The following is a 23,850-nucleotide window of genomic DNA, read 5'->3' as shown; positions in this document are numbered from 1 at the left end:
ACGAACCGGTCAGATTACTCCTGCGCTAAGGGCATGGTGGCATTGGTCTCGGCCCCGCTGCGCAACACGCTGAACCGGGCCTGAGGTTGGTTTTCTGACACCAGCGCGGCTGTCAGGGCATCAAGACTTTCCGATCCGTCCAGTGCGGTACCGGTATTCACCTCGGAAACAAGAACGTCACCCTTTTGCAGATCGCCTTCGGCAACTGGCGGAACCGAACTTACAACTGTTTGCCAGCCTGTTCCTTCAGTGTTTTGAATGGTGAACACGTATCCGTTTTCCAGCCCCACTACGCGCATGGCAGGCAATGCCAGCAAACCGTTCTGTGGACGGGTCTCTCCCAAGGGGCGATAGCGGGCAGACACGCGGATGTATCCATCCGGATCAACTTTCAGATCGTTCAGAACCTGCGCGGCAAATGTCGTATCTGCTTGGACCGGTCTGCCGTTCAGAGTGAAAATGGTCGCACCCCGTGTGACCCATTCGCCTACGATCGACGGATCAATTCCAGCGTCAACACCTGTGATTGCGATGATGCTGCCAGTCGAGGCCCGGCGACGCGATGTCTGGAACGGAATGTCGACATCCCAATGCGAGAACGCGATCTGCTGTTCAGCCAGGTTCACGGGCTGCGACAGCGCAGGTGGGGTTTCCGGGGCAGGTGCTGCTTCGGCCGTTCCTGTTGCAGGCGTTTCGTCTACCTCTGCAACAGCGGGTTCTTCTTGTGCCTGCTCGACAGGCTCTTCTGCTACCTCGACCACCGGCTGTGCGGGCTCTGCTTTCGCGAGCTCAACTTCGGTGGCCGCTACCTGCTCGACCGGTTCCTGCTCGGGAGTTTCTACCGCCGCGGTTTCTTCGACCGCTGGCACCTCTGCCGTTGCAGTATCCTCTGCCGGAGTTTCTTCACCCGACATCAGGAAAAAACCACCAGCCGCGAGTACTGCAAGAACGGCTACACCAGCCACAAGCTTGCCTGCGCCACCCGATCCGCTTTTGACAACGGTGTCCACGGTAACAGGGGTTTCTTCTTTCGAGTTGAAGGTTGCGAGCTCGTCGTCCTTCTTGTCCTCATTCCCCAAAGCGATATCGGTGTTGCCGGCCAGCAGAGCGGTTACGACAGCTTCGGCATTTTCGCTTTCGGCCTTGATCCGCGCTTTTTCTTCTTCCTCGTCCTTGTGGTCCATTGCCACGATCACCGACACCGGTCGGTAATCGAAGCTGTCGAACATCACGCCGGGGCCGCGGAACATGCGCAGCCAATCCAGCGCAGTTTGCAGACGATCGGTCGCGTGAACTTCCATCGCTTTGTCGATGGCCTCAAGGAACCCATCAGGATAGCCTTCGAACCGTCCAGCCAGAGGAGCATAGGGATCCTTCTGGCCGTTGTTGAACGCATTCAAACGGGTTTGACCGTCAATCGGACGTTCGCCGCTGATGGCGTGATACAAGGTTGCCGCCAGAACATAGAGGTCACTGCTGGGACCTTGTTCCGCACCGCGTACGTAGAACTCATGTGGCGAGTAACCATCCTTGATCACACGCAGCGTCAGAAGAGCGGCGGACTGGTTTGCCGCCTGTTCCCGTGCAGCACCAAAGTCGATCAGAACCGGATCCCCGTTTTCATCGATCAGGATGTTGTCGGGAGAGATATCGCGGTGGAGCATGCCACTTTGGTGGATGAAGGCCACCGCCGAAAGCATCTTTTCGGTGACCTGAACGATGAAATCAGCTCCGGTCTTATTTTTCGGGTCCTCGACATAATCCAGCAGATCGCATCCGCGGATGTAATCCATAGCGATATACGCGGTGTCGTTATCTTCGAACACCTGATGGACGTCGACGATGTTCGGATGAACCAGACGGGCGTGATTGCGTGCTTCGAGAATAAAGAGATCGATGATTGAACGTAGGTCGTCTTTGTATCCCGGATCAACCGGTTCGACCATGTCGCCATTGCGTCGGCACAGAGCACCCGGATAGCACTCTTTGATCACCACTTCGCGCTCCAGACTGTCGCGCGCGAGATAGGTGATCCCGAACCCGCCGTTGCTGATAAAACGCAGGATTTCATACTGCCCGCGCAACAGTTTGGCGCCGGGTTGAAGTCCTTCAATTTTCGGTTCGTCGTGCGTTGCGCCGACGGCCTGGTTGTGGCTCATTTCATTCCGCCCGTTCTAATCGTTTTGCGGTATTTTCAACTGGGCAAACTGCCCGCGAACTCACAACCAAACACAACCGCAGGACACTGAAGAACGTTAGACGTTTCAAATTTGACTTTATTGGGGCCGCCTCATGGCTTCACTAAGAAGCAGTAAACCAAAAAATCGATATGTAGTATTGTGATCAATCTGAACGTCTAAATATTGATAATCTCGTGCTGAGAACTGCGGACTGAAGACCGAATTTATGCAGATTGGTCGTCGATCGCGAAACAATCCGGCAGCGATTCTAGGGCTCTCGAATCGCTGCCATGCCGCTCAATTTTTGCGGGAAACGGTCAGGTTCCGGTTTTTGTCTGAAAGGACTCGACCCTGCTACCCGCCCAAGCGAGGTTATCGCTGAGCTGCGCAAGGATGCTGATCGCGTCCTTCAATGGCGCGTCGCCGCTTTCGAATTGCAGCAACAACAGCAGATCTGTGGCCTTTTCGAACTCGCCGGGAATCCAGTCTGCGTCAGGGGTAATTTCGTGCCCCTGCTCCAGACGTTCGGCAAAGTCTTCGACGATCTCCTGGCAACTGTTCAGGAAGGCGGCGGGTTCAATGTCCGAACTCTCACGCAGGTCGTCGTAAATACTGGCGATGGCGGCCAGCCAATCCTCGAGAATGGGATTTTCGAGCGGGGGCAGCGCAGACTCCAGCGTCGCGTGGATCGAAGGGGCTTCGGTCTGCTCTGCCTCCTCTTTGTGACCCTCAATGCTGGTTAGGAAGGGCAAGAATTCGGCCTCCAGATCCTTTTGGGCGGCTTCCAAATCCGCCATACGCTTTGCCGAGGCGATTTCCAGAACCTGCTCGGCAAGGTTTTGACCGCCGCAGGTTTCCCAAAGATCAAAATCAGGCTCGGGTTCCTGGGCCATGGCGCGAACTGCAACCGGTGTTCCGATCGGAACGATCGCCCGGAACATGTCGCCTATTTCTTTTTCCAATCGGCCCAGAACGCGGTCCAGCGCGTCACGAACCGGGGGCAGATCGGTGTGGGTTACGGCCAGCAAGCTGTTTGACCGCAGCTCTTGCGGCACCTGCGTCCAAAGATGCCGTTCCGTTTCACGCCATGCGTTCGTTCCGTTCGTGCACCAGATTGCGCAATCGACATAGGAGAGCAAATCCAAAGTCGGTTTGTAAGTATCGTCCAACGCGCCGCTGCCGGGCAGATCAAACAACGAAATCTCTTGCAAGGCAGGTGTGTTCAAGCCGACCGAGATAAAGTCGGGGTCGTCAGCTGCCGCCTTTTCCAATGCGATACCCGAATAGACCTTGGGCTCTTTGTCCCACCAACCAACAGTGGTTTCCGGGGCATCGGCATAAGCCACGATAACCAACGGCAGTTTCAGGTGTTGAGGGCCCGTCGGCAAAATGTCCGCCCCGGCCAGCATGTTGGCTAAGCTGGACTTTCCGGCACCAAACTCGCCGGCGAAACCGATATTGACCGCATTCGAAAGCCGTTCAGCATGGGCCAAGGCGCGCTCGCGCATCTTGTCCAGCGCTGCGTCTGACGGGAGGTTTTCAGTGGCGGTCAGGAAGCGTTCGAGTTTACGTACTTCCTGTTCGGTTCCGGGAAATTCTATCATTCCGCAGCCTCTGCTAATTTCTTGTCGGCAGTGTCGCCGCCGAACACGGCATCGAGATCACCCGCCAAACGCTGTGCCAGATCGAATGCCGCCTGCGCTTCTGCACGAGCATTGGTTTGGCCGGTTCCGACCCGTTGTTCAAGATGCCCCGCCAGCAAAGCCAGATAGTGATCAAGGACTGTGTTTAAGCGTTCTAACAGATCACTGCGTGCTGTATCGACCAGATCATCCCCGATCATCTCGAACTCCTGCACGATCATCCGCTCGGCGCGGGCGACTACGCTTTTGCGCGAAATCAGGCGTGACAGCCAACTGACGCGCAGTTCCACTGTGATACCACGTGTCAATGCCGTGGTATCGGGGCGGAACCACCGAACCGCACTGGTGTTCATTCGGTTGTCGGTTGGATCCTGCCAACCGGGCAGGGCGCGCAACGAGGCGTTGCTGTTCATGTCGATTGCATAAAGCTCGCTGAGCATGCGCTGCCTTACGACCTGCGTGGCACCCTGAACCAATTCGCGCATGCGATCCCGTAGAGGCGCAAAGTTCAGCTCGGTATCGCCGCCCTTGGCCAAAAGTGGCGATTGCCCATTCGGTCCTCGAACCACGGCCGAGACCGCCTCGGCCACCGTGTCGTCCATAACACCCCGCAGGTTAGCTAGAACATCGTCCATATCGTCAATGATTTGGGACGTCTTTTGCGCAACCATCGCGCGCAAATCACCTAGAGTTTTGTCGTTTTCATTGCCGCTGCCCTGATCGGTTGCCCCATCATCGTCGAGGGCGCGCAGATGGGCTTTGGACCGCTCCAGCTCACCCTGGGCAAAACTGTTGAGATGCTGCCACGCCATCTTAAGCTGCTCATCCCGCGGGCCTTGGGTCAGGGCATGGGTCACGTGCCGGCGCAGGTCCGGCAGACCCGAAGCAATCATTGCGGCAAAACGCAGAACCCCTTCGCGGCTGATCGGGCCGGGGCCTTGTTTGATTTCCTCGACGCCGTCCAGATATTGCTTCATCTGCTCTGGATGAGCGCGCAGCCAGGCCAAAACGTGGTCGTGGTTTACGCCCGTATCATCTCCGGTCAACGCGTAATGGGCCCACTGGGCGCTGCCCATCAGAACGTCGATGTCCGAGTTGCCCAGAGCCTTTTCAAGACCGTCCAAAACATCCGCACGAACCTTACCGGCGTCTTCTGCGCCACCTCCCAATTCATCAACGCGGTTGATGAATACGACGATCTGGCCCAGTTCCAAGGCCTGCATCAGGCGGAACAGTTTCAAATCCGCCCGCGACAACGCCTGATGCGCGGACAGGACAACCACAAAGAAATCCGACTCTTTGAGGTACTGGCGCGAGATTTCCTCGCGGATCAGCAACGGATCGTTGACGCCGGGTGTATCCGTGACGGTCAGAGGGAAGGGGAAATGGCCGATGTCAAAATACACCTCGGCCTTGCGGGTGATGTCGCTGTACAGACCACGGTCCGAGCCCGGATCATGCGCTTCGCCATCGGTGGGATCGTCACCGGCACAAACGTAGCGGGCCAGATCGTCCGAGTTCAGTTGTTCCAGATCGTGATGCTGACCCAACAGTTGTTCGTAGCTATCGCCCAGACGCAGTTGCGCGCGGGTTTTCATCGCCTCGACCTGTTCTTCGATCATCTCGCGCTTATAACTGTCCTCATCATCGGGGAACATGTTGCGCAGCTCTTCGCCTTCGGCGATCAGGGCTTGCCACTGGCGGTTATCAAAGAAATGAAACTCTGCCCCATTTGTCCGGCCCGAGGGGTGGCCGAAGTGCATATCGGTGATGACTGTCGTCCAGGGATTTACATCTGACGGCAGATATTCGGCCTGACCTGTAAACCCGTTGATCAAGCGGGATTTGCCAGCCTTGATTTGGCCAACAAACGCGATCGAGGGTTTAAGGTTCGATAGGTCGTCAACGATGCGCGAAATGAATTGACGGGTTTCGTCGTTGCTGACCCCGTTCATGTCTTCGGCAATGCGAATTAACTCGCGACGGTTATTTTCACTCATACTGTTACCCTGAGTACTGATAATCACGGATTGAATTAGTCGAAAAACTGAATGTTATGGGCGCACTCATTCGGTGCGCCCCGCCAGAGATGTCCAAAGGTTCACGACTGCGCCCAGTTTGCGAGCCTCGTGAACCACAACAGAAAAATCATCGCCGTCGTTCAGCACAGCGAGGCTTGCACCCTTGCCGCCCGACGGGCGCATTACGATCAGTTGTGGGTGCGCCAATACATCGGCAGCGTCCGCATCCCAACCGGCCAGATCACGGGCAAATTTTTCAAGCAAAGCCTGATCCACATGCAAAGGCTGATCTTTGGCACAATCTCCATCGGCCCGTTTCACCGCGCCGTTGCCGGCACCGGACTGAACACGCCCCAGTGCAAATCGCTCGGCTTCAACATAGAACTGGCTGGCCAGACTGTCTGATGCATCGTCGTCGGCAACAGGCTCTGCAATGTCCGGGACGATTGAGACAACCGGTTCGGCAAGCAATTCGATTGATGTGCAAGCCTTGGCGATTTCGCTGAAGGTAATGCCAACATCGTCGGCTTCGAGAGCGTTGTCGGGTCGCAGGGACATCATGCTTAGCGGGGTAGGGGCCATCGCGATATCAGAGACCAGTTGTCCAAGCTGTGTGGCCAGCTCTTCGCGCTGATCGGTTTCAAAATCAGGAGCGACACCAAAACGGACGCGGAACACATCCGTAACCCGAGAGCTGTTGACCTCAATCGCCAGGCAATCGCCGTTTGCCGCCGTGAACTCCAGCCGACGTGGCAACACGGTGCCCCGGATAGCCTGCAGAACCTTTTCACGTCGCTCAATTGCAGTATCGCCCGGCAGCGTAACGGCAGGATCAAGCCGCGCCACGGCAGAGCGTCCTATATCCCCGAGCAGGTCGAGTATGTCTGTATCCATCATGCCGTGACCCCCTCTGGTCCTGACTAAACTGCGGCCGCGACCGGCCCCAGACTGAGATGTGATTTTGTAAGGGCCAAGCCCACATTGGCGCTGTTGCGACAGACGTAGCAGACCACGTGGTCCGGATAGGCCTGCGTCCGCAGAAAGATGTTCAACCTATCCTTCGAAAACACCGCGATTTCCCCAAACCCCGGATTTTCCGTGTCTGCATTGCCCGATTGCTGCAACAGGGTTTCAAACGCGCTGACGCCACGACCCTGAAAAAGATTTGCGACCACCAAAGCCAAGTTTTCCAGCACCCGATCATCTTCGGCATCGCAAACGCTGGTTCCCAGCAGCATCCCCGTTTCCATGTCGACATACCCGGCTGCAACGCAGTCGGGTATCGTTTCCATCGCGGATTTCAATGCGGCTTCGATAGACATCAGATCTTGTCTTTCAAACTTGGTTTCCCGTTACAAAACATGCCATTCGGCCCCGCCCTTATTGCCGGTTTTCGGAAGGGAGGGAACGTCTTCTTTCTGACGACGCGCACTATGTTCCGCCGCGATTTTGTCGAACTCTTCCAGGAAGGCGTTGAATACCTTTTTCAGGCCTTCGGCATCTTCAGGAAGGTCTTCGCCAACGGTGATCTCACGCCACATGGCCGCCGCGCTCAGGTTCGATCCGGCGTCAGCGCTCAGCAACTCTTCCAGTGATTCAGGAGCCGTTTCGGCCTCGGGCTCTTTGCCGCCGGGCATGGCCACGACCTGTGTTTCGATCAGACCGCTGGTTTCTGGCTCGGGCTCGAACTCATCCTCAGAACCACTTGATTGTTCTGCAAGCAATGCGGCGATGGACGAGACGGATACATCAGCGCCTTGCGCGTCCGCTGCGGATTCATCGGCTTCCGTCTGTTCCGGCGTGTCGGCCAGCTTGTCCCCAAGCGAAGCCATGAAGGGTTCATCGTCCTGAGTGTCGCCATTTGACAGAGTGTCTTCTGCCTCAGCTTCCAGTTCGAGGCCTTCATCGTCCTCGTCGTCAATGCCCTCGTCATCCAGATCAAGAAACGCGTTCTGCTCTGACGGAATTTCAGTCACATCAGCAAGGTTCAGAGGTTGGCTCGGCGTCTCCTTGAAGAACGAGCGCAGCTTATCTTCCGCGACCGCGGGTGTGCTTTCCTCTTCAAGCGCGGTCATTTCGGCCCGCATCCGCTCTGCTTCATCCGCGTTGATGCGCGGGGCACGCTCTGCATCGTCCGAACGCGCTACGCGGGACGGTCGAACAGGGAAGCTGGTGACAACATCGTCTGGCTCATTGTCCGCAGAAACGGGATTGACCAGCTTCAAGGGTGCAGGCTGTTCAGCAGCAGACGGTTTGCCTGGGCGCAGAGGCTGTACTCGAGGCGTTTCTGCCAGGCTGTTATCAATCTGATAGCGCGCAAGCATGTCGGCCCGGTTGTCCATGATCTGTTCGGTGATCTCAAGAAAGCTGTCCACCATCTTGCCGCCGCCACTGCGGCCCCACAGTTCGGCGTCGCCGCTTTTGTCCCGGGCCGTAATCGCATCTCGGGCCGAAAACAAAATGGACCGGTTGAACAGGTGGCCAGCCTCACGGTTGACGCGACGCAGAACCTTCTGGCGATCCTTTGCTCCCAACGTGTCCGCCCGCGTGATCAAAAGCAACGAGTTATGCTGCAGACGTTCCGGCAGGGCGACCCAGGTCGCCCGCTCGGTTTCGCGCCAAGCCTGCGTTGCGTGCGTGCACCACAGCACGCCGTTGGCTTGACCTACAGCGCGACGCCAGACGTCGGTTGAGATTTTGGGGTCCGAGATGCCGGGTGTGTCGATCAGATCAACCGCCTCAAGAATGTCGGATTCAAGGAAAATGCGAACGAATTGGGCGTCGTTGACACCGACGGATTCCAAATTGTCCAGCTCGATGCTTTCGCGTGAGCCATCGTGGCGCTGAACGTAAGCGGACTGCTTCCCCCAACTGAACCAGACAGGTGGTAGCTGAGTGGCCGTCACCTGCGTTGGCAGCGTGTGCGACCGCAACAGAAAGTTCATCAGCGTCGATTTGCCGGCGCTGAACTCTCCCATAAGCGCAAAGATGGGCTTGCGGCGGGACCACTGCTCGATGCGTTCCCATGCCTTGGGCGAGACGAAACGGGTTTGTGAGTCTTTTGCCATATCGCTACTTATGCTGCCTCGTTACTAAGATCTTTCAGGATGTCGCCCAGAATGTCGTCTCGCGATTTCTGGGGCGTCAGTCCCGCCATCAGAGCCGCGTTACGATTGGGGTCATTCTCGGCCGATGCTGAAATGCTCAGCAACGTCTCCTTCTGCTCACGCAGGAAATCCGACAGGACCGCGCGCACGTTTTCCAACACCGCAGCGACCTGATTTTCCTCGATATCTTTGGTGATCGAATTTGCTTCGGACGCGATCAGGCGGGTGTAATCCGCCGCATAGGCTTCGAACCCCTTGCGGCGTTGCCACCACCTGCGCCACCATGTGCTTTGCAAGTCCAATGCGATCGTGCGTCCGATGCCAAGTGGCGGCGGAACACGGGGTACAATTGGCGCTTCGATACTGAACTCACCCAAGTGGTTGCCCAGGATTTTCTGGTACAGCGCCTCAACATCAGCTGCTGCAGCACCGTACAGCGCACCAGCCTCTTTGCGCATTGACCGCGCAAAGCTGAAATAAGCCGCTTTCTGCAATGTCCGAAGGCCTGCGGGGTCATACTGCCACGTACCTTGTTCGCCATTCACCTCGAGGTGCGCGATCAGAGAATCTGTCGCGCGTTTGACGAAATTAGCCTCCGCCGAATTCAGCCGCTCCAGCACTTTGGCTCGTAACGAGGCCGTCAGTTCAGCCGCCTTCTTGTCATACTGATCTGTGATCTTCGCGACTGCTTCTTCAGGTGAAACGCCGTCCAGATCACGGGCCAGACCTTCTGAACCCGAGAGGTTTTTGGCAACAGCAGTGGCGCGTATCTGGCTGGCGATATTGCGAGCCCGGTGCCGCACACGATCCAGCAAACGGTTGCCCGCGCCTTCAGCGATGCGTTCGTTCATCGCCAACAAAAGGTCAGGCAGGCCGGACAGCGCCCAGATCTTGTCGAGCGAGGGTGCCTGATCGCCGAAACCAGCCGCCAGATAGAAAGTATTCAATGCTTCCCGTGACTCATCCGACAAAATCTCGGGATTGCCCGTCAAAGCTGCCTCGGCCCAAAGCGCACTACCAAAAACAACGCTGGTATTGGCGTCGATATTGTTCTGTTTCAGCGTGTCCTGAATGCGATCTCGGATCTCCGGGACCTGGTTCACCGGATCGGCCAGTTCGTCGATCCGGTTCACGAACAGGATGATCTGCCGGTTTTCGAACTGCGCAATGATCCGCATCAGCGCCATGTCCATGGTCGTCAGCGCCTGGCTTGCGGCCAGAACAACAACGCAAACCTCAGAACCGCGTAAGCTGCGCAGAGTGATCTGCTCGCGCACCATGAAGGTATCGTTCACGCCGGGGGTGTCGCAGAGCTTCAGCGAAATCGGGTATTGCGGAATGTCCATGTACAGTTCCGCCGATTTGGTCACATCGGCAAACCGCCCGGTTTTTGGGTTGATGTCCGGATCGTCCTCATCACCCAGACAAACGTAACGCTGGATCAGTTCTTCGTCGAAATAGTCGTACTGATGGCTTTGGCCCAGGATTAGATCGAAATGTTGGCCCAAGCGCGCTTCGGATTTCGCCTTCATCTCTCCGATCTGACGGCGGATATCCTCCATCTCGTCATCGGCGCCCGCGCGGTTGGCCAGCTCGCCTAGGCGGCCTCCGCCAACCATTAGATTGTCCCATTCTTCTTGCTCAAAGAAGGTAAACTTGGCCCGTTTATCGCCTTCGGTCCGGGTATTGATGTTCAGCGTGGTCACCACAGAGGTCCACGGGTTCACGTCAGACGGCAGCAGAGCAGGGCGCCCGGCCAGAATGTTCACGATCGAGGATTTGCCTGCCTTGACCTGCCCGACCATGGTGACGCTGGCCGTAAAGTTCTCCATCCGCGTCTTGAGCGTGGCAAGACGGGCGGACGATCGCGCATCCGCTACTTCTGTCAATTGATCGATCTGTGTAGTCAGCGCAGTCATCGCCGACGTCATGGGCGTCAGTGCCTCATTGCCAACTGACAGAAGATGGTCGTTGCGCGCCATGTTCAGCCTCCGGTTCCTGTGGCGGCCAACTGTTCAGCTGGCGTGCTGGTCAACGAGTCGATGCGTGCGATCAGGTTCAGAGCATTGCCCAGGATGGCCGCTTCGGCCCCCGGCGACATCGATTCATAAGCGTGGCAATCGGCCAGTACCTCGATTGAGCGGAAGCGTTCGCTGTTCTCAAGGCACGCGACGCGGCGGCCGGTCGGAAACCCTTCGGATTTGGTTTCCGGCAGGGGCATCCTTGCATTGGCCAGCAGATATTGCCTGCCAGAATGCGTGCGCAAAGAGACACCGAAACCGGTATTCGGATGATTTCGGTTCAGGGTTTTGAGTTCACCAAGAAAACTTTCGCGCGCAAGGCCAATGGCTTCTTGCTCGGCAGCAGCGGAGTTCATCATATTGGTCACGGTACAGACCCTTGTACTGGAGTTGAGCTGAAACACTCGTACAACGCCCTAAGGCAAAAAGACTCATTAACTCCCACCCGACCAAGAATGACGTCCAAGGCGGTCTTAATTTGACGCGAATAAGATATTTTGGCGTTTGAATTGTGGCGCAATTGTGTTTGCTGACAGTAGTAAGCGCGCAACCAAAGCGAGAAGTTTTTCAATGCCAAGGGCTTCGGCGACTGTACCGTAGTTTTGCGTGCGGTCATAATTGACCTATAAGCGAACCGGTGCTGTATCGTTGATGGTAGAAGTTTATATTATTGAAAATAAATTATTTTTCGTGACGCGTGGCTTGAGACTGTACAGCTGAGCAATGCTGAATGCTCCCTTTTATTGGTCGGGGGAGACCTTGAGAACAAATAATTGAGGCTGCCCGTTTCGGCGGATTTAAGAAAACAAACTCAACGTGAGGGTGTTTATAAATAACGGACAATAAAATGTCAGTGTATCTAAGTCATCAACAATAAATCAACTAGTTACACATCATGGAAAGGTCTTTTCTTCTACCGTTTTAATTTGCAGCCGCATTTTAGAATGCAGCAGCTAGCCCAAACCTATGGGTGGAAAACTGCCTTGAACGCGTTTCGATTTTGGGTCCTAGCCACACTAGCCCGACCGAAAAAGTCTGTTGCCGTCACGTAATCAATAATCTTGAGCGCGACCTCATTTTACCTCTCGCACTCCGTCGCAAGCTTTGCTATTCAGCGCGTCATCTTGGCACCATGTGTCAGAGTTGCGGGTGTGGCGAAATTGGTAGACGCACCAGATTTAGGTTCTGGCGCCGCAAGGCGTGGGGGTTCAAGTCCCTCCACCCGCACCATATTGAAATTTAACGATAATTTACCAATATCTTGTAATTGGTGGCACGGCATCGCTATAGAGTTTCCCAGTTTGTTGCACAGTTTCCCGTTTCGTTTTTGTTCTGTTCCGCGAATCTAGCCACGCCGATCCTGCGCCAGTTTTGACAGTGGTTTTTGGTTCGCTTGGCTGCGGTATTTCCTGACCGTTTCAATGGTCTTGTGACCGATTGAATCTCATGAAATCAGCGCTTGCGCCGTGACTTAAAGCAAAAGAAACTCGCCTGCATGACCTCAAAAAAGCCGCGACCCTTCGCAGATATTGCCGAGCGCCTTAAATGGCACAGGGAAAAAGTTGTTAAACTGACGCAAGCGGATTACGCCGAAGCTATCGGCGCAAAACGCTCTGCTTTGTCATTATGGGAAGCCGGGACTCAGCGGTTGTCGTTAGACGGCGCGCTGTCCATTCGGAAGAAGTACGACGTGTCCCTGGACTTCTTGTATGTGGGCAACGACGGCGCGTTACCTATGACCCTGCGCAACGCTTGGCGCGATAGGCCCTGAATTAAGTCATTCAGAAAGTCGATGGTAAATCCGGTGGCAGAGTGAGAAGTTGAGGGAGTAGAGTTTCCCGGTTTCTAACTTTGTTCCCGCTATGTCTTGGGAAACTATTTTAATAAATGATTGATTTATAACGATATTCGCAAAATTTAGGTTCTGGCGCCGCGAGGCGTGGGGGTTCAAGTCCCTCCACCCGCACCATTTTGTTTTTATTGAACTTTCTTGCATTTTGCCCATGTCACTTCTTTTGTTGATGTTGAGAGTTTCGCACTTTCACGTTCTGTTTCTGTTTCGTTTCAGCGGTTTCTTCACTGTTGAGTCAGCCTTGAAGTTTTCTTCTGACTCGCCTGCGCTCGATACTTATGGACCATTGCCAGGGTCTTGTGACCCGAGACGGCTTGAATTTGAGCATCCGTGCAGTCGGTCTCTGCTAGCAACCTTGCAGCCGCGTACCGCCAGCCGTGAGGAATAAGTCGGTTGTCGCCGTACTTGACGCCAAATACCTCTCGAACGTCTTCAATTGCTTTTTGCACACTACGTTTCCCGCCTTGAACAATGCCGAATTGTGAAACAAACATCGAAGTTTGCGCATCCGATTACCGCAACCCGCAGCGCGCTTCTTTATTTAGTAGTTCAATCAAGCACCCTAAGGCGTTTGAGAAGCGAAGAGGTGTCCCAGCGACCACCCCCAAGTTGTTGGACATCTTTGTAGAATTGATCAACCAGTGCGGTTACTGGCAAACTTTCGCCGGTTTCGTTGGCTGTATCAAGACATATACCCAGATCCTTGCGCATCCAATCGACTGCAAATCCGTAGTCGAAATGATCTTCGAGCATTGTTTCGTGTCTGTTGTCCATCTGCCAACTACCGGCCGCGCCTTGGCTGATAACTTCTACAACAGAGCGTCCATCAAGGCCGGCTTTCTCGGCGAAGTGCAGTGCTTCGCTCAATCCCTGAACCAATCCTGCAATTGCGATTTGGTTGCTCATTTTTGTTAATTGCCCAGCACCGCTATCTCCAATACGTCGGCATATTTTCGAGTATACTTGTATGATAGGTTGGGCAGCGTCGTATTCTGATTGATCGCCTCCGCACATTATCGAAAGTACGCCGTTTTCTACCCCGGCCTGACCGCCGGAGATTGGCGCATCCAAAAAACCCAGGCTTTGTTCTTTCTCCGCAGTGTAAAGTTCGCGCGTGACCTTGGCACAGACCGTCGTGTGGCCGACCAGCGTTGCGCTCTGCGACATGCCACCGAACGCGCCGTCTGGCCCAATGCAAACGTTCCGAAGATCATCGTCATTCCCGACGCATGTCATGACGAACTCTGCACCTTCGGCAGCTTCGCGGGGTGTAGCGCGCGCAGAGCCACCATGTTCCGCCACCCACGCATCGGCTTTGGCGATTGTTCGATTGTAAACCGTAACGTCGTGCCCCGCTGCCTTTAGGTGACCGGCCATTGGGTAACCCATTACGCCTAATCCGAGGAAAGCTAGTTTTGCCATTAAAGTGTCCTCTTCTACAAAAGGTCTCGGGGTGTTTTGCCAGCAAAGAATGCGTCCAAATTATCCAAGGCGCGAAAGCCCATTGCGTCGCGGGTTTTCGTCGTTGCGCTTCCGATATGCGGCTACGTGAAGATGTTCTCGTACGCGGCGAACTTTGGGTTACCATCCGGTTCTGTCTTAAACAATCAAGGCCTGCCGCAGACAGCTTTCCGGTTTCGATCGCGTCCAACAGCGCGTCTTCGCCAACAAGGGCGCCGCGGGCGGACCTGGCTCTGGCAATGAGAAATGGAGGAAAAGCTGAGGTATGTTCAACGATGATGTCCTCGCGAGATGTCCAGAATGCGGATCTCCGGACACGGTGATTACTGCTGAGAAAGCCGCGTGCAACGCATGTGGTTTTGAAGAGCCATCTATGCCCGAAGGAGGTGTTAGCGATGGCATGCAAGAACTCGTGGCCGACACGCAGAAGATGGCGCGCTTCAGAGACGTTCTGCAGAGGTGGGATTTCGCCGGTTTCCAGTCACTTATTGCGGCAACCCAGCCTTTAACCAACCTTCACGCCAGTCATTTGCACAGGATGGAACAGTGAAGATTGGTAAGTTGGTTTCAGTTGAGGCGGCTGTCAGGCCCGGGCGAAGCATCTGCAGGTCTTTGACGGCTTTGCGAGCCGCTTCTTGCTCGGTCAGGTGCCCCAGAGAAGCGATCAGCATAAGATGACTCATAACGAAGCTGGATCGCACGGACAAAGCCTCCCGGCAGGCACTGGCCGCTTCTTCAAACCGCCCAAGCTGAAAGAGTGCGCTTGCCTGAGCAAGATAGGCCGCGTGGCGCAACGGATCATGTGGACTGAGGTCGACAGATTGAACCGCGTGTGTCAGCGCCTCCTTTGGCCTATCAAGCAAGCAAAGGTTGATGGATGCCAACATGTGAACTGTTGCAGCGTTTGGATTTTGCTTGAGCGCTTGTTTAAAAACGACCCGCGCACGCGGCAGGTCTCGTGCGAGCATCGAGATAGAATGGGCCGCATACGCCATTGCTATCCCGTCTGCACGATCGCTCACAAGCACTCGTTCAGCGGCCGTGACAGCTTCTTTTGGTCCCTCACCAATAGGTTCAAGCCCTTGAACCATTCGTTGAATATGCAACCAAGCCAACAGCCCGGATGCGGATGCATAGTCTGGATCACGATCCAGTGCGAGTGTTGTTAGTCTTATGGCCTTGCGGTTGTCATCGTCGGTCAAAAGATGGAAGTGCGATTGCGCCCGAAGGTACAGTTCGTAAGCTTCCAAATTGTCCGTTGGTTTCGCTCGTGCTCGGTTTGTTTCAGCGTGCCTCAGAGATGGCTCAATCGCTGTGACGACCTCAACGGTGACTTTGTCTTGAAGGTCAAAAATATCATCAAGTACGCCGTCAAAGCGATCTGCCCAAAGATGACTGCCGTTTTCCGCATCAATCAGCTGCCCGGTAATGCGCACGCGCTGGCCCGCACGTCGGACCGAGCCCTCCAGAACATACCGCACGCCAAGAATACGCCCGACTTCGCGTATATCCGTGCTTTTACCTTTGAACGTGAATGACGAGTTTCGGGCCAACACCATCAGCCAGCGAAAACGAGACAGTTCTGTGATGATGTCCTCGGTAATGCCGTCTGCAAAAAACTCCTGTTCGGGATCACCGGACATATTGTCGAACGGAAGCACAGCAATCCCGGGCCTGACATCCGTTGTTGCTGAAAGATTGGCCGAAGTGCCTTTAGGCCAGCACCAAACACCGATGCGGCGTGTGATGTTCTTCAATTCTGTTTGCTCACCGCCTTCGAAGTGAGATGCATCACCACGGTCCAAACTGTTGTGCGAGGTGTCTGACATCAGAACCTGATCCGGCTCGGCCAGCGCTTCGAGACGAGAGGCAATATTTATTCCGTCACCAAAAATGTCATCGCCGTCCGTGACGACTTCGCCGGTATGAATGCCAATTCGAAGTTTGATACCATCTGGTTTTTGAGCTGACTGTATTGCAATCGCGCAATCTGCGGCATCTGATGTGGATTTGAACTCGGCAATCCAACCATCGCCCATACTTTTGATCAGCGTTCCATCATGGTCTTCCAGCAGACACTGAAGCGTTTCTTCACGGAATGATTTGAGTGCCGCAATCATACCTCCCCGGTCACGATCCATCAGCGCTGAGTAGCCGACAATATCAGCTGCAAGCACTGTGGTAAGCCTTCTGTCCATTCGTTGCCCCCCGTTTCAAGGAATTTAACGCGACACTCAGGTTCTGTCAGCCCGACAAGGTCGCCTATGGGCTCGAAGCACATATTCGCTTCGGGTTGCGCGAACGACGGCAGTGCGGGCAAAGCTGACAATCGACGCGAAGGGGTTGGCTAGCACCGATAACATTTCAATTGCCTCAAGGCCCTAGTCTTCTGAAATTTCGAAGCAGTTGCTCGAACGCGCCAGATCATTATGCTGTAACCATGGCCAAACGTACCCTGCTAGTTCTCAACAGAAAGTCCGCAGCAAGATCCGATCTGCGTTCTGCTGTCCGTCCATTAGAAAAAGAGCTTGGCATTAGGGTGTGTATTCCTTGGTCAGGAAAAGACTTGAAGAAGACGCTTCGAGAAGCCGTGGGCGACGGGGTAACCCGGATAATCGCTGGCGGTGGTGACGGCACTTTGAACTCGGTCGCGAGTGCTGTTTTGAACTTGAAAACAAAGTCGCCTGTCTCGCTAGGTCTTGTTCCCTTGGGAACAGCGAACGATTTCGCTCGGTCGTATGGTGATAAGGGTTTGGACTTGGCAACATCTGTTCGAGTTGCTGCATCGGGAGACGCGCGGCCCATCGATGTCGGATACATAAACGGCAGTCCGTTTGTGAATGTTGCAAGCGGCGGTTTTGGAGCGATGATCACCGCAACGACGCCCAAGGAAATGAAGAAAAGGCTGGGGGGACTCGCGTACACTCTGTTTGGGCTTGCTCGTTTATCTGATGCAAAATCTGTTCCCGCAAAAATCTCAATTGATGATCAAGATCCGTACGACGTTTCCATTTCCGCAATCGCGATTGCGAACAACCGCTATGCAGGTGGCGGTTTTGACGTGGCGCCTGAAGCGGAAGTGTCCGACGGGCTGCTTGATTTAAGCGTGCTATCCACAGAGCGTTTAATGCCAGAAAATCTGCCCTTTGGCAGACTGCCGGATATCTCGGATCCCAAGGATGGTGTCGTACAGCGCTCTCGTCTGAGATCCATGGTTTTGGAAACCTCCCAACCGTTTCATATGAATTTGGACGGAGAACCGATGATCGATCAACGCTTTGAGGTTTCAATTAAACCAAATGCGCTGAACTTCGTTTTCCCAAGCGGTAGGTAGCTCGGGTTTCTCTTTAAGCTCAAATTTCGCACGGTGTTTCGAACTATGTGCGGGGCTGACACATACACTCGCCGATAGAGGCAGGTAAAAGGCCGCCATCCAGTTTGGCGAACGTCTCTCGCGCTTAGCTGTTCCCTGCGTCAGTGTTGTTTATCTTCCCATCACCGGACATCAGTATCGCGATTGGCTGCGTAGACGGGATATTCGAAAGCACAATCATGATGCACACGGTGATCGGGACGCTCATCAACGCTCCGGCAATCCCCCAGATCGCTGTCCAAAACGTGAGCGCCAAAATGACCATGAATGGCGACAAATTCAGGCTTTTCCCAAGTAGCATTGGCTCCAGGATATTGCCGACAGAGAATTGAACAGCGCCACAACCAATCAGAACAACAAGAAAGGGCACGACTTCTTCAAACTGTACCAGTGCGACAATTGAAGGAAGCGCAACGCCGACGATAGAGCCGACTGTCGGGATAAAATTCAACAAAAAGGCAAGAACGGCCCAGGTTTCAGAGAAGTCCAGGCCGACGGATGCCATCACGGCGTAACTGCCTAAGCCAGTTAGTGCACTCACCAACGTTTTGATGCCAACATATCTTTGAATGCTGTCCGACGCGCTCTCAAGAACGTGACGAACTTTTTCAGCGGCTTCCCTGTCTTTGATTGCGAGTTTGATTTTGGCGCGCATTGGAACACGTTCGACCAACATGAATGGCACATAGAGTAGCACCAGGAAAAAAGCGCTTAGGAATGCCCCAGCAGAGCCGATTACTCCTGTCGCGAGCCCAGCCAGGTTGATCTGCTCCAAAGCTTTGATCGCGGCTGCATAATTGTCTTGCCCAACCAGTGATACCAGCTTTGCGACTATGCTGGAAAACCGTTCCTCATAGCGCGGAAACGCTTCCGAAACCGCGCCGGCTTGACTGGATAATATCGACAACACAAGCGAGAGGCCGATTAACACAATTGAAATTGCGGCCACTTGCGCGAGCCACTTCGGGACGGTACTGCCAAATATCTTAAGTCTGCCAATGCGATCCGCAGTCGCTGTGAGGAGAACGAACAGGAGGGCCGCAAAAGACAGGGGAACCAGCACAGAGGAAGCGAGGACTAGCGAGGCAATGGTCAAGAATGCAAGAACGACCAACTGATACCAGAACGTGAGCCCTAAGAAGTTTGGAGCAGCATTCTTATGATGGGTACCCTTCTTCATTCGGAGGCTCCAAAGATAGTTGAGCGTCGTTCTGCCGTTTCCTGCTTAAAAATCAATAGGTCGCCTTAGGTGCAACTTGGCAAGTAGTTCAAACACTTCTCTCTGTACACAGTAGTCGATTTTTTCAGAGGACGCCCTTTTTAAATGACATTAACTGCCTGATCATGAAACCCGGAGACTCAAGGGTTATTGGCAATAGTTTGGCTCTTGAGCCTCTTAGTGAAATCAGATTTCGAATAGTCCGCCTTAGACTCCAAGTGGTCGTTAGAAAAATTCATCGAATATCTGCTCTTTGGACCAATCGGTCATTCTCTTTTTTGATTCTACACAAATCAAAACTCGACATTCATCGAGGTCTCGACTGCGTGTACACCTATACCCACTACAATGCCTGCAAAGATAAGCCCAACAAACGCGTTGATAACCGCCAAAGCCCGGCTCGCAGGTTTCTCCGGCCTAAAGTCACCGTAGCCAACTGTAGTTGCGTTTATGAAGGCATGGTAAAGGCTCGGTCCGGTCGACCAGCCTTCGATCCGACCAATTGATATCCCTAGCGTGCACACCAAAATCAACAAGAATAACAGTATCGGTGACAGTAAGATCAGGTCCCAAAGAAAAACCGACAAAAACGTGCAAATGTAGCTAGCGTCGCAACCCATGGCGAAACTCTACCTCTCTGCCAGTTGGGGGCCTAATTGAAAACCAATGCCTTAACAGGAAGCAGAATGGCCTGTGCCCGCAAGACAATTGCATTTGCTATACCCATGCCATCCACAATCCTTGCAATAAAGGCAGACAGGCCCGTGATCTCACCAGCGTCGATTTCCTTTGCTCGGCTCGAATAAGCAACGCCAACGCACGCACTACCGGGCGGGATGCTATCAAGATGCTGTGGGAAAATCGGTGCTAGGAAAGCTGTAATTGTACCGGGTCTCGTTCGATCCTGCTGATCCAGCAGCGTATCCCCCGGTCGGAACTGCCCAGCAGCAATCGCCTCCTGCACGTCGTCCACAACCATTGGGATTATAGTCAACGGTTTGGACGCACAGGTAATTTCCACCAGCATACCCGGCCTTAGTACACTGGCAGAAATCTGACCGAAAGCCGCGATAAAACGCCCTTGTCCTGTGACCTCAGGCACTAAAATCCCTGCAGGGCGTAGAATTGGATTTACGATATCACCCGGCTTTAGAAGGAACTGCGTTACCGTTCCGTCCACGTCGGCAATTACTGTGGATTTTGATATCTCGGCCTCAGCCTCTCTCAGCACCGCACGCGCGGTTTCAAGCTGTGCAGGGAGAAGGGTGGTTCGGCGCAATTTGGCACCGTCTAGCGAGGCAATGGCGGTTGCGCGCTGACTTTCTGCGCCGGTCACTGCTGTTTGCAAGCGTTCCAGTTCCTGCTCACTGACAACGGTGTTGTTTCGCTCCGCAAGCTCCAGACGTCGCTCCAAATCGCTTGTAGCCTGTGCAAGGTCGGCTTCCGCCGCCTCAACCCTTGCGGTGGCGCTCGCGACTTCTGTTGCGGTCAGCCCCAGAGCCGCCTCAATCTCTTCGATACGACGCCGAGCCGTTTCTGCTGCTGCCTCCTGTCGTGTTGTGTCCAGTCGGAAAATCGCCTCGCCAGCCGTAACTTCCTCATTATTGGCAACGTAGACCTCCGCGACCCGCCCCACGCGATCCGAGAGAATGGTAACTGTGCGAAATGCAGCTGAGACATTTCGCGTTGAAGGGTGGAAATAGAAGATCACCGTGATCAGCGTCACAGCCAGTATTGCACAGGCGGTCAAACCCCACCGCAATTCATACCAGACGTTGAAAAGGGTTATTTCGTGCCCCCAACGCTTGCCTTGCTTGTAGCGGCGATACAGATAGTCCGGGACGATTGTGATCAGTGCCGAGAAGACTAACTCAAGCATCGTCGCTCTCCGAGACATCTACTTCAGTCTTGAGCGGAAAGACTTCATGCAACGGCACGGCGGCGATCAAAATAGCTGCGATCCAGAAAGCGTTGTTCAGGGTGAAGAGAGAGATCAACCCAAGCACACCGACCAACTGCATTTGGACCTTATGAGCACCTGCTGCCATGCGGTCGGGAATGGCCTGAACAGTAAAGTAGAGTGCGCCAAAACCCAGCAGCACTATCACGAGAAGCAATCCCACAACGATCAGAAAACCGTCCGTCTCCCCTGGGGGCGTTACCCAAAACGGGAGCCTTGCCATTGCCTCATCAGAAATAGAACTGTTCACCAGTCTCCCCGCCCTCCGTTGATCACATTGGAATATATCTGATTTCCATCTAGAAAACCAATTTCTCGTTTGGTTTTGAATTTTCTTTAAGCGCGCTCAATGGGGCTTGCTACCACATGCCTCAAACAAGTTTCTGCAACCTCGTGCGGCGTGTTTATAGTTTCAGCCACCCAGTTTCTAAAGCTGGACCGAAGGCCATGGGGTCGTGCGTCCATATCCCAGCGCAGCATCCGACAAGGGTACTCGGAAATCTTCCGTCGCATCCCTTCGCCCCTTTATGATTTCTGCGGGCATCGCATTCCCCGGATCGCGAATGTACAAACAGCTAGAAGCTGAAGGGCGGTTGTTGTCGGATGATTGGGGGGACTACGATGGTTCTCATGCGGTGTTCCTACCCAAACAGATGACCCCGGAAGAACTGGAATACGGTGCGGATGCAATTGACCGCAGGTTCATCTCCACCGGCCGCTGTCTGTCTCGCACCGCGCGCCAGATCGGCGACTTTGGGCTATCAACGGCGATGCAAATTCAATCTTAAACGCAGGGTGCACTTTTACCTGTCAAAAAAGGCGGTAAGAGGGCAGCCCTCTTACCGTTTTCACAAACTGTTCAGTGGAACTCCAACTGCTTCGCCGCGTGCCTCATTAGGATCTCCGAAGGAGTAAACCGCTCGCCGTAACGTCGGGTCAATTCCTCGCACCGTTCAACAAAGCGACCCAGACCATAGGTGTTGACGAACTGGATGTAACCGCCCGTGTGGACAGGAGCGCCAATACCCAGAATGGAACCAACATTCCCGTCGGCGACTGAACGCAAAACGCCTTCTTCCAGACAGCGCAGAGTTTCCAGAACTGCTCGGAAAATGATTCGGTCCTGAATGTCTTGATCGGGCAGAACCGCATCCTCTTTGCGCCACACTGTCAAACCCGGCCAGATCTCCTTGCCTTCGGCGGTATAGTCATAGAACCCCTTGCCGGTCGCGCGGCCTTTGCGGTCATGGTCAGTCACTAGTTCGGCGATCATGTTTCGGGCTTCGGGCGTCGCCTCTTCCGCCGGGTCGACAAGGCCCATGCCGACCTGCGTGGTGTAGATGTCGTGGATCAGTTTTAACTGAACTTCGTCCAACAGGGACAACATACCCGTGGGCATCCCCGTCAAGCGGGACAGGTTATCGACACGCACGGGGTCTTGTCCTTCTGCGACGAGTTGCACAGCCTCCAATATCTTGGTTCCGATGGTGCGGGACGTGTAGAACCCGGTTTTGTCGCCCACGATGATCGGTGTCTTTTTGATCTGGCGCGCAAAGTCAATGGCGCGTGCAAGGGTTTCGTCCGATGTTTTGTCGCCTGCGATGATTTCAAGCAATGGCATCTTGTCGGCCGGTGAAAAGAAGTGCAGGCCGACAAAGTTTTCTGGACGCGACGAGCCCTCGGCCAGACGCGTGATCGGCAGAGTGGAAGTGTTTGAGCCCCAAAATCCATCCTCGGCCAAAAGATCCTCGTGCTCAGCCAGAACCGCATTCTTGACATCAATACGTTCAAATACTGCTTCGATGATCAGATCGCATCCTTTGATGTCCTCGGCCTTGTCGGTCGGTGTAATCAGGGCGAGAACCGCGTCGCGTTCTTCAGCGGTCATCCGACCTTTGCCGACGCGCTTGTTCAACAACTTCTCGGTATAGGCCTTGCCACGTTCGGCCGCTTCCAGCGTCATGTCCTTCAGAACCACCGGCACCCCCGCCATAGCAGCCGAGTAAGCAATACCCTGACCCATCATTCCTGCGCCCAGAATGCCCAGACGCTCTACTTTCGAGCGTGGAATGCCCTTGGGGCGCGAGGCACCGCCATTCACCTTGTTCATACCGAAGAACAGGGTCTCGATCATATTCTTGGTTGATGGCATCGGCGCCAGAGAAGCGAAACGGCGGCTTTCGTAACGCTGCGCGGTATCAAAATCGACGCGACCTGCCGCTTCGGTCATGATGTCCAGAATGCGTGCGGGTCCGGGCAGCAATCCCCTGGTCTTTTTGAACAGCATCGCAGCCGCACCGGCAATCCGAGGTGCGTTCTTGGGCGAAGCCGATGGTCCACCGGGGATTTTGTAGCCTGTAGTGTCCCAAGGCTGCGTGACAGCGGAGATGTCGCCCTGAACCGATAGGATGTACTCTTTTGCGCGATCCAAAAGCTGATCAGGGGCAACGACCTCGTGCACCAACCCAGCAGTCAACGCCTTTGCGGGTGAGACCTGATGGCCTTCCAAAAGAAACGGCATAGCTGCCTCCAAACCCAGCAACCATGTCAGGCGCACTGTTCCGCCACCGCCGGGCAACAGGCCGAGCGTGACCTCGGGGAGGCCAATCTTGGATTTTGGATTGTCAGCGGCGATGCGATAGTTGCAAGCTAGGCACAACTCATATCCACCGCCAAGCGCCGCACCATTGATCGCGGCCACAACCGGAACCGGCAGCTTTTCCATCCGCCGCATGACAGCTTTGGTGCCCTCTACGCTTTCAAAGAGCGCCTCAACGCCGTCCGGGGTGACCGACTTAAGCATGTTCAGGTCGCCGCCCGCAAAGAAGGTTTCCTTTGCCGAAGTCCAGATGACCCCTGTCAGGCCATCTTCAGCTTCTATCCGGTCCATCGTGTCGCAGAACAAGGGCAAAAAGGCGTTGTTCATCGCGTTTACAGGGCCATCCATATCCATGGTGACCGTCACGATGCCGCTGGCGTCTTTGTCGTATGCGAATGCCATGTGTCAGATACC

General features: G+C 54.6%; 19 protein-coding genes and 1 tRNA gene. 4 read left to right on the top strand and 16 right to left on the bottom strand.

Going from position 1 to position 23,850, the window contains the following annotated elements; genetic code table 11:
* Positions 1 to 14: 14 nt before the first annotated feature.
* From GOV53_RS06210 to GOV53_RS06175, 8 genes are all read right to left on the bottom strand, one after another.
* Positions 15 to 2,159 carry a serine/threonine protein kinase gene (locus GOV53_RS06210; protein WP_170464777.1) on the bottom strand — a complete coding sequence of 715 codons (2,145 nt, stop codon included), beginning with the start codon at positions 2,157 to 2,159 and terminating at the stop codon, positions 15 to 17.
* Between the two features lie 338 nt (positions 2,160 to 2,497).
* Positions 2,498 to 3,784 carry a dynamin family protein gene (locus GOV53_RS06205; protein ID WP_170464776.1) on the bottom strand — a complete coding sequence of 429 codons (1,287 nt, stop codon included), beginning with the start codon at positions 3,782 to 3,784 and terminating at the stop codon, positions 2,498 to 2,500.
* Positions 3,781 to 5,823 carry a dynamin family protein gene (locus GOV53_RS06200; RefSeq protein WP_170464775.1) on the bottom strand — a complete coding sequence of 681 codons (2,043 nt, stop codon included), beginning with the start codon at positions 5,821 to 5,823 and terminating at the stop codon, positions 3,781 to 3,783. The genes GOV53_RS06205 and GOV53_RS06200 overlap by 4 nt, the downstream gene beginning before the upstream one ends.
* A gap of 66 nt (positions 5,824 to 5,889) precedes the next feature.
* A complete protein-coding gene (locus GOV53_RS06195) occupies positions 5,890 to 6,741 on the bottom strand; it encodes a hypothetical protein (RefSeq protein ID WP_170464774.1) in 852 nt (283 codons plus the stop codon).
* A gap of 23 nt (positions 6,742 to 6,764) precedes the next feature.
* On the bottom strand, positions 6,765 to 7,166 hold the full coding sequence (locus GOV53_RS06190; protein ID WP_170464773.1) for a hypothetical protein: 402 nt from the start codon (positions 7,164 to 7,166) through the stop codon (positions 6,765 to 6,767).
* 30 nt (positions 7,167 to 7,196) lie between these two features.
* Positions 7,197 to 8,912, bottom strand: coding sequence for a dynamin family protein (locus GOV53_RS06185; RefSeq protein ID WP_170464772.1), 1,716 nt, complete (start codon positions 8,910 to 8,912; stop codon positions 7,197 to 7,199).
* Between the two features lie 8 nt (positions 8,913 to 8,920).
* Entirely contained in the window at positions 8,921 to 10,933 is a 2,013-nt protein-coding gene (locus tag GOV53_RS06180; RefSeq protein ID WP_170464771.1) for a dynamin family protein, read from the bottom strand.
* A 2-nt stretch (positions 10,934 to 10,935) separates the two neighbouring features.
* A complete protein-coding gene (locus GOV53_RS06175) occupies positions 10,936 to 11,331 on the bottom strand; it encodes a hypothetical protein (protein WP_174823378.1) in 396 nt (131 codons plus the stop codon).
* A 786-nt stretch (positions 11,332 to 12,117) separates the two neighbouring features.
* Between GOV53_RS06175 and GOV53_RS06170 the strand changes: the two genes are divergently transcribed.
* Both GOV53_RS06170 and GOV53_RS06165 read left to right on the top strand, forming a co-directional pair.
* Positions 12,118 to 12,202 (top strand) — tRNA-Leu (locus GOV53_RS06170).
* 229 nt (positions 12,203 to 12,431) lie between these two features.
* The gene (locus GOV53_RS06165) at positions 12,432 to 12,743 is read left to right on the top strand and encodes a helix-turn-helix transcriptional regulator (protein WP_170464769.1); all 312 of its coding nucleotides are present in this window, start codon (positions 12,432 to 12,434) and stop codon (positions 12,741 to 12,743) included.
* 305 nt (positions 12,744 to 13,048) lie between these two features.
* On the opposite strand, the gene GOV53_RS06160 is transcribed toward GOV53_RS06165, so the two are convergent.
* The 3 genes from GOV53_RS06160 to GOV53_RS06150 form a co-directional block, all read right to left on the bottom strand.
* The gene (locus GOV53_RS06160; protein ID WP_170464768.1) at positions 13,049 to 13,318 is read right to left on the bottom strand and encodes a tyrosine-type recombinase/integrase; all 270 of its coding nucleotides are present in this window, start codon (positions 13,316 to 13,318) and stop codon (positions 13,049 to 13,051) included.
* Between the two features lie 55 nt (positions 13,319 to 13,373).
* Entirely contained in the window at positions 13,374 to 14,246 is an 873-nt protein-coding gene (locus tag GOV53_RS06155; RefSeq protein WP_170464767.1) for an NAD(P)-dependent oxidoreductase, read from the bottom strand.
* Between the two features lie 524 nt (positions 14,247 to 14,770).
* A complete protein-coding gene (locus GOV53_RS06150; protein ID WP_367648758.1) occupies positions 14,771 to 16,462 on the bottom strand; it encodes an adenylate/guanylate cyclase domain-containing protein in 1,692 nt (563 codons plus the stop codon).
* A 263-nt stretch (positions 16,463 to 16,725) separates the two neighbouring features.
* Between GOV53_RS06150 and GOV53_RS06145 the strand changes: the two genes are divergently transcribed.
* Positions 16,726 to 17,619: a YegS/Rv2252/BmrU family lipid kinase gene (locus GOV53_RS06145; protein WP_170464765.1), complete on the top strand. Its 894-nt coding sequence runs from the start codon at positions 16,726 to 16,728 to the stop codon at positions 17,617 to 17,619.
* A gap of 124 nt (positions 17,620 to 17,743) precedes the next feature.
* Here the strand turns inward: GOV53_RS06145 and GOV53_RS06140 are convergent, their stop codons facing one another.
* The 4 genes from GOV53_RS06140 to GOV53_RS06125 all read right to left on the bottom strand — a co-directional run bounded on the left by GOV53_RS06140 (position 17,744) and on the right by GOV53_RS06125 (position 21,087).
* Positions 17,744 to 18,838 (bottom strand): AI-2E family transporter, encoded by a 1,095-nt coding sequence (locus GOV53_RS06140; RefSeq protein ID WP_170464764.1) that lies wholly within the window; start codon positions 18,836 to 18,838, stop codon positions 17,744 to 17,746.
* A gap of 332 nt (positions 18,839 to 19,170) precedes the next feature.
* Positions 19,171 to 19,497 carry a potassium channel family protein gene (locus GOV53_RS21490; protein ID WP_170464763.1) on the bottom strand — a complete coding sequence of 109 codons (327 nt, stop codon included), beginning with the start codon at positions 19,495 to 19,497 and terminating at the stop codon, positions 19,171 to 19,173.
* Positions 19,498 to 19,529: 32 nt separating this feature from the next.
* Positions 19,530 to 20,756 (bottom strand): HlyD family secretion protein, encoded by a 1,227-nt coding sequence (locus GOV53_RS06130; RefSeq protein WP_170464762.1) that lies wholly within the window; start codon positions 20,754 to 20,756, stop codon positions 19,530 to 19,532.
* Complete coding sequence (locus GOV53_RS06125) at positions 20,749 to 21,087, bottom strand: hypothetical protein (RefSeq protein ID WP_170464761.1); 339 nt, start codon at positions 21,085 to 21,087, stop codon at positions 20,749 to 20,751. Before GOV53_RS06125 ends, GOV53_RS06130 begins: the two co-directional genes overlap by 8 nt.
* 313 nt (positions 21,088 to 21,400) lie before the next feature.
* Between GOV53_RS06125 and GOV53_RS06120 the strand changes: the two genes are divergently transcribed.
* On the top strand, positions 21,401 to 21,625 hold the full coding sequence (locus tag GOV53_RS06120; protein ID WP_170464760.1) for a hypothetical protein: 225 nt from the start codon (positions 21,401 to 21,403) through the stop codon (positions 21,623 to 21,625).
* 71 nt (positions 21,626 to 21,696) lie between these two features.
* On the opposite strand, the gene GOV53_RS06115 is transcribed toward GOV53_RS06120, so the two are convergent.
* Positions 21,697 to 23,838 (bottom strand): 3-hydroxyacyl-CoA dehydrogenase NAD-binding domain-containing protein, encoded by a 2,142-nt coding sequence (locus GOV53_RS06115; protein WP_170464759.1) that lies wholly within the window; start codon positions 23,836 to 23,838, stop codon positions 21,697 to 21,699.
* Between the last annotated feature and the right edge of the window lie 12 nt (positions 23,839 to 23,850).

Source organism: Ruegeria arenilitoris, assembly GCF_013035315.1.
GTDB classification, from domain to species: domain Bacteria; phylum Pseudomonadota; class Alphaproteobacteria; order Rhodobacterales; family Rhodobacteraceae; genus Ruegeria; species Ruegeria arenilitoris_D.
This window is presented reverse-complemented; position numbering and strand designations above follow the sequence as displayed.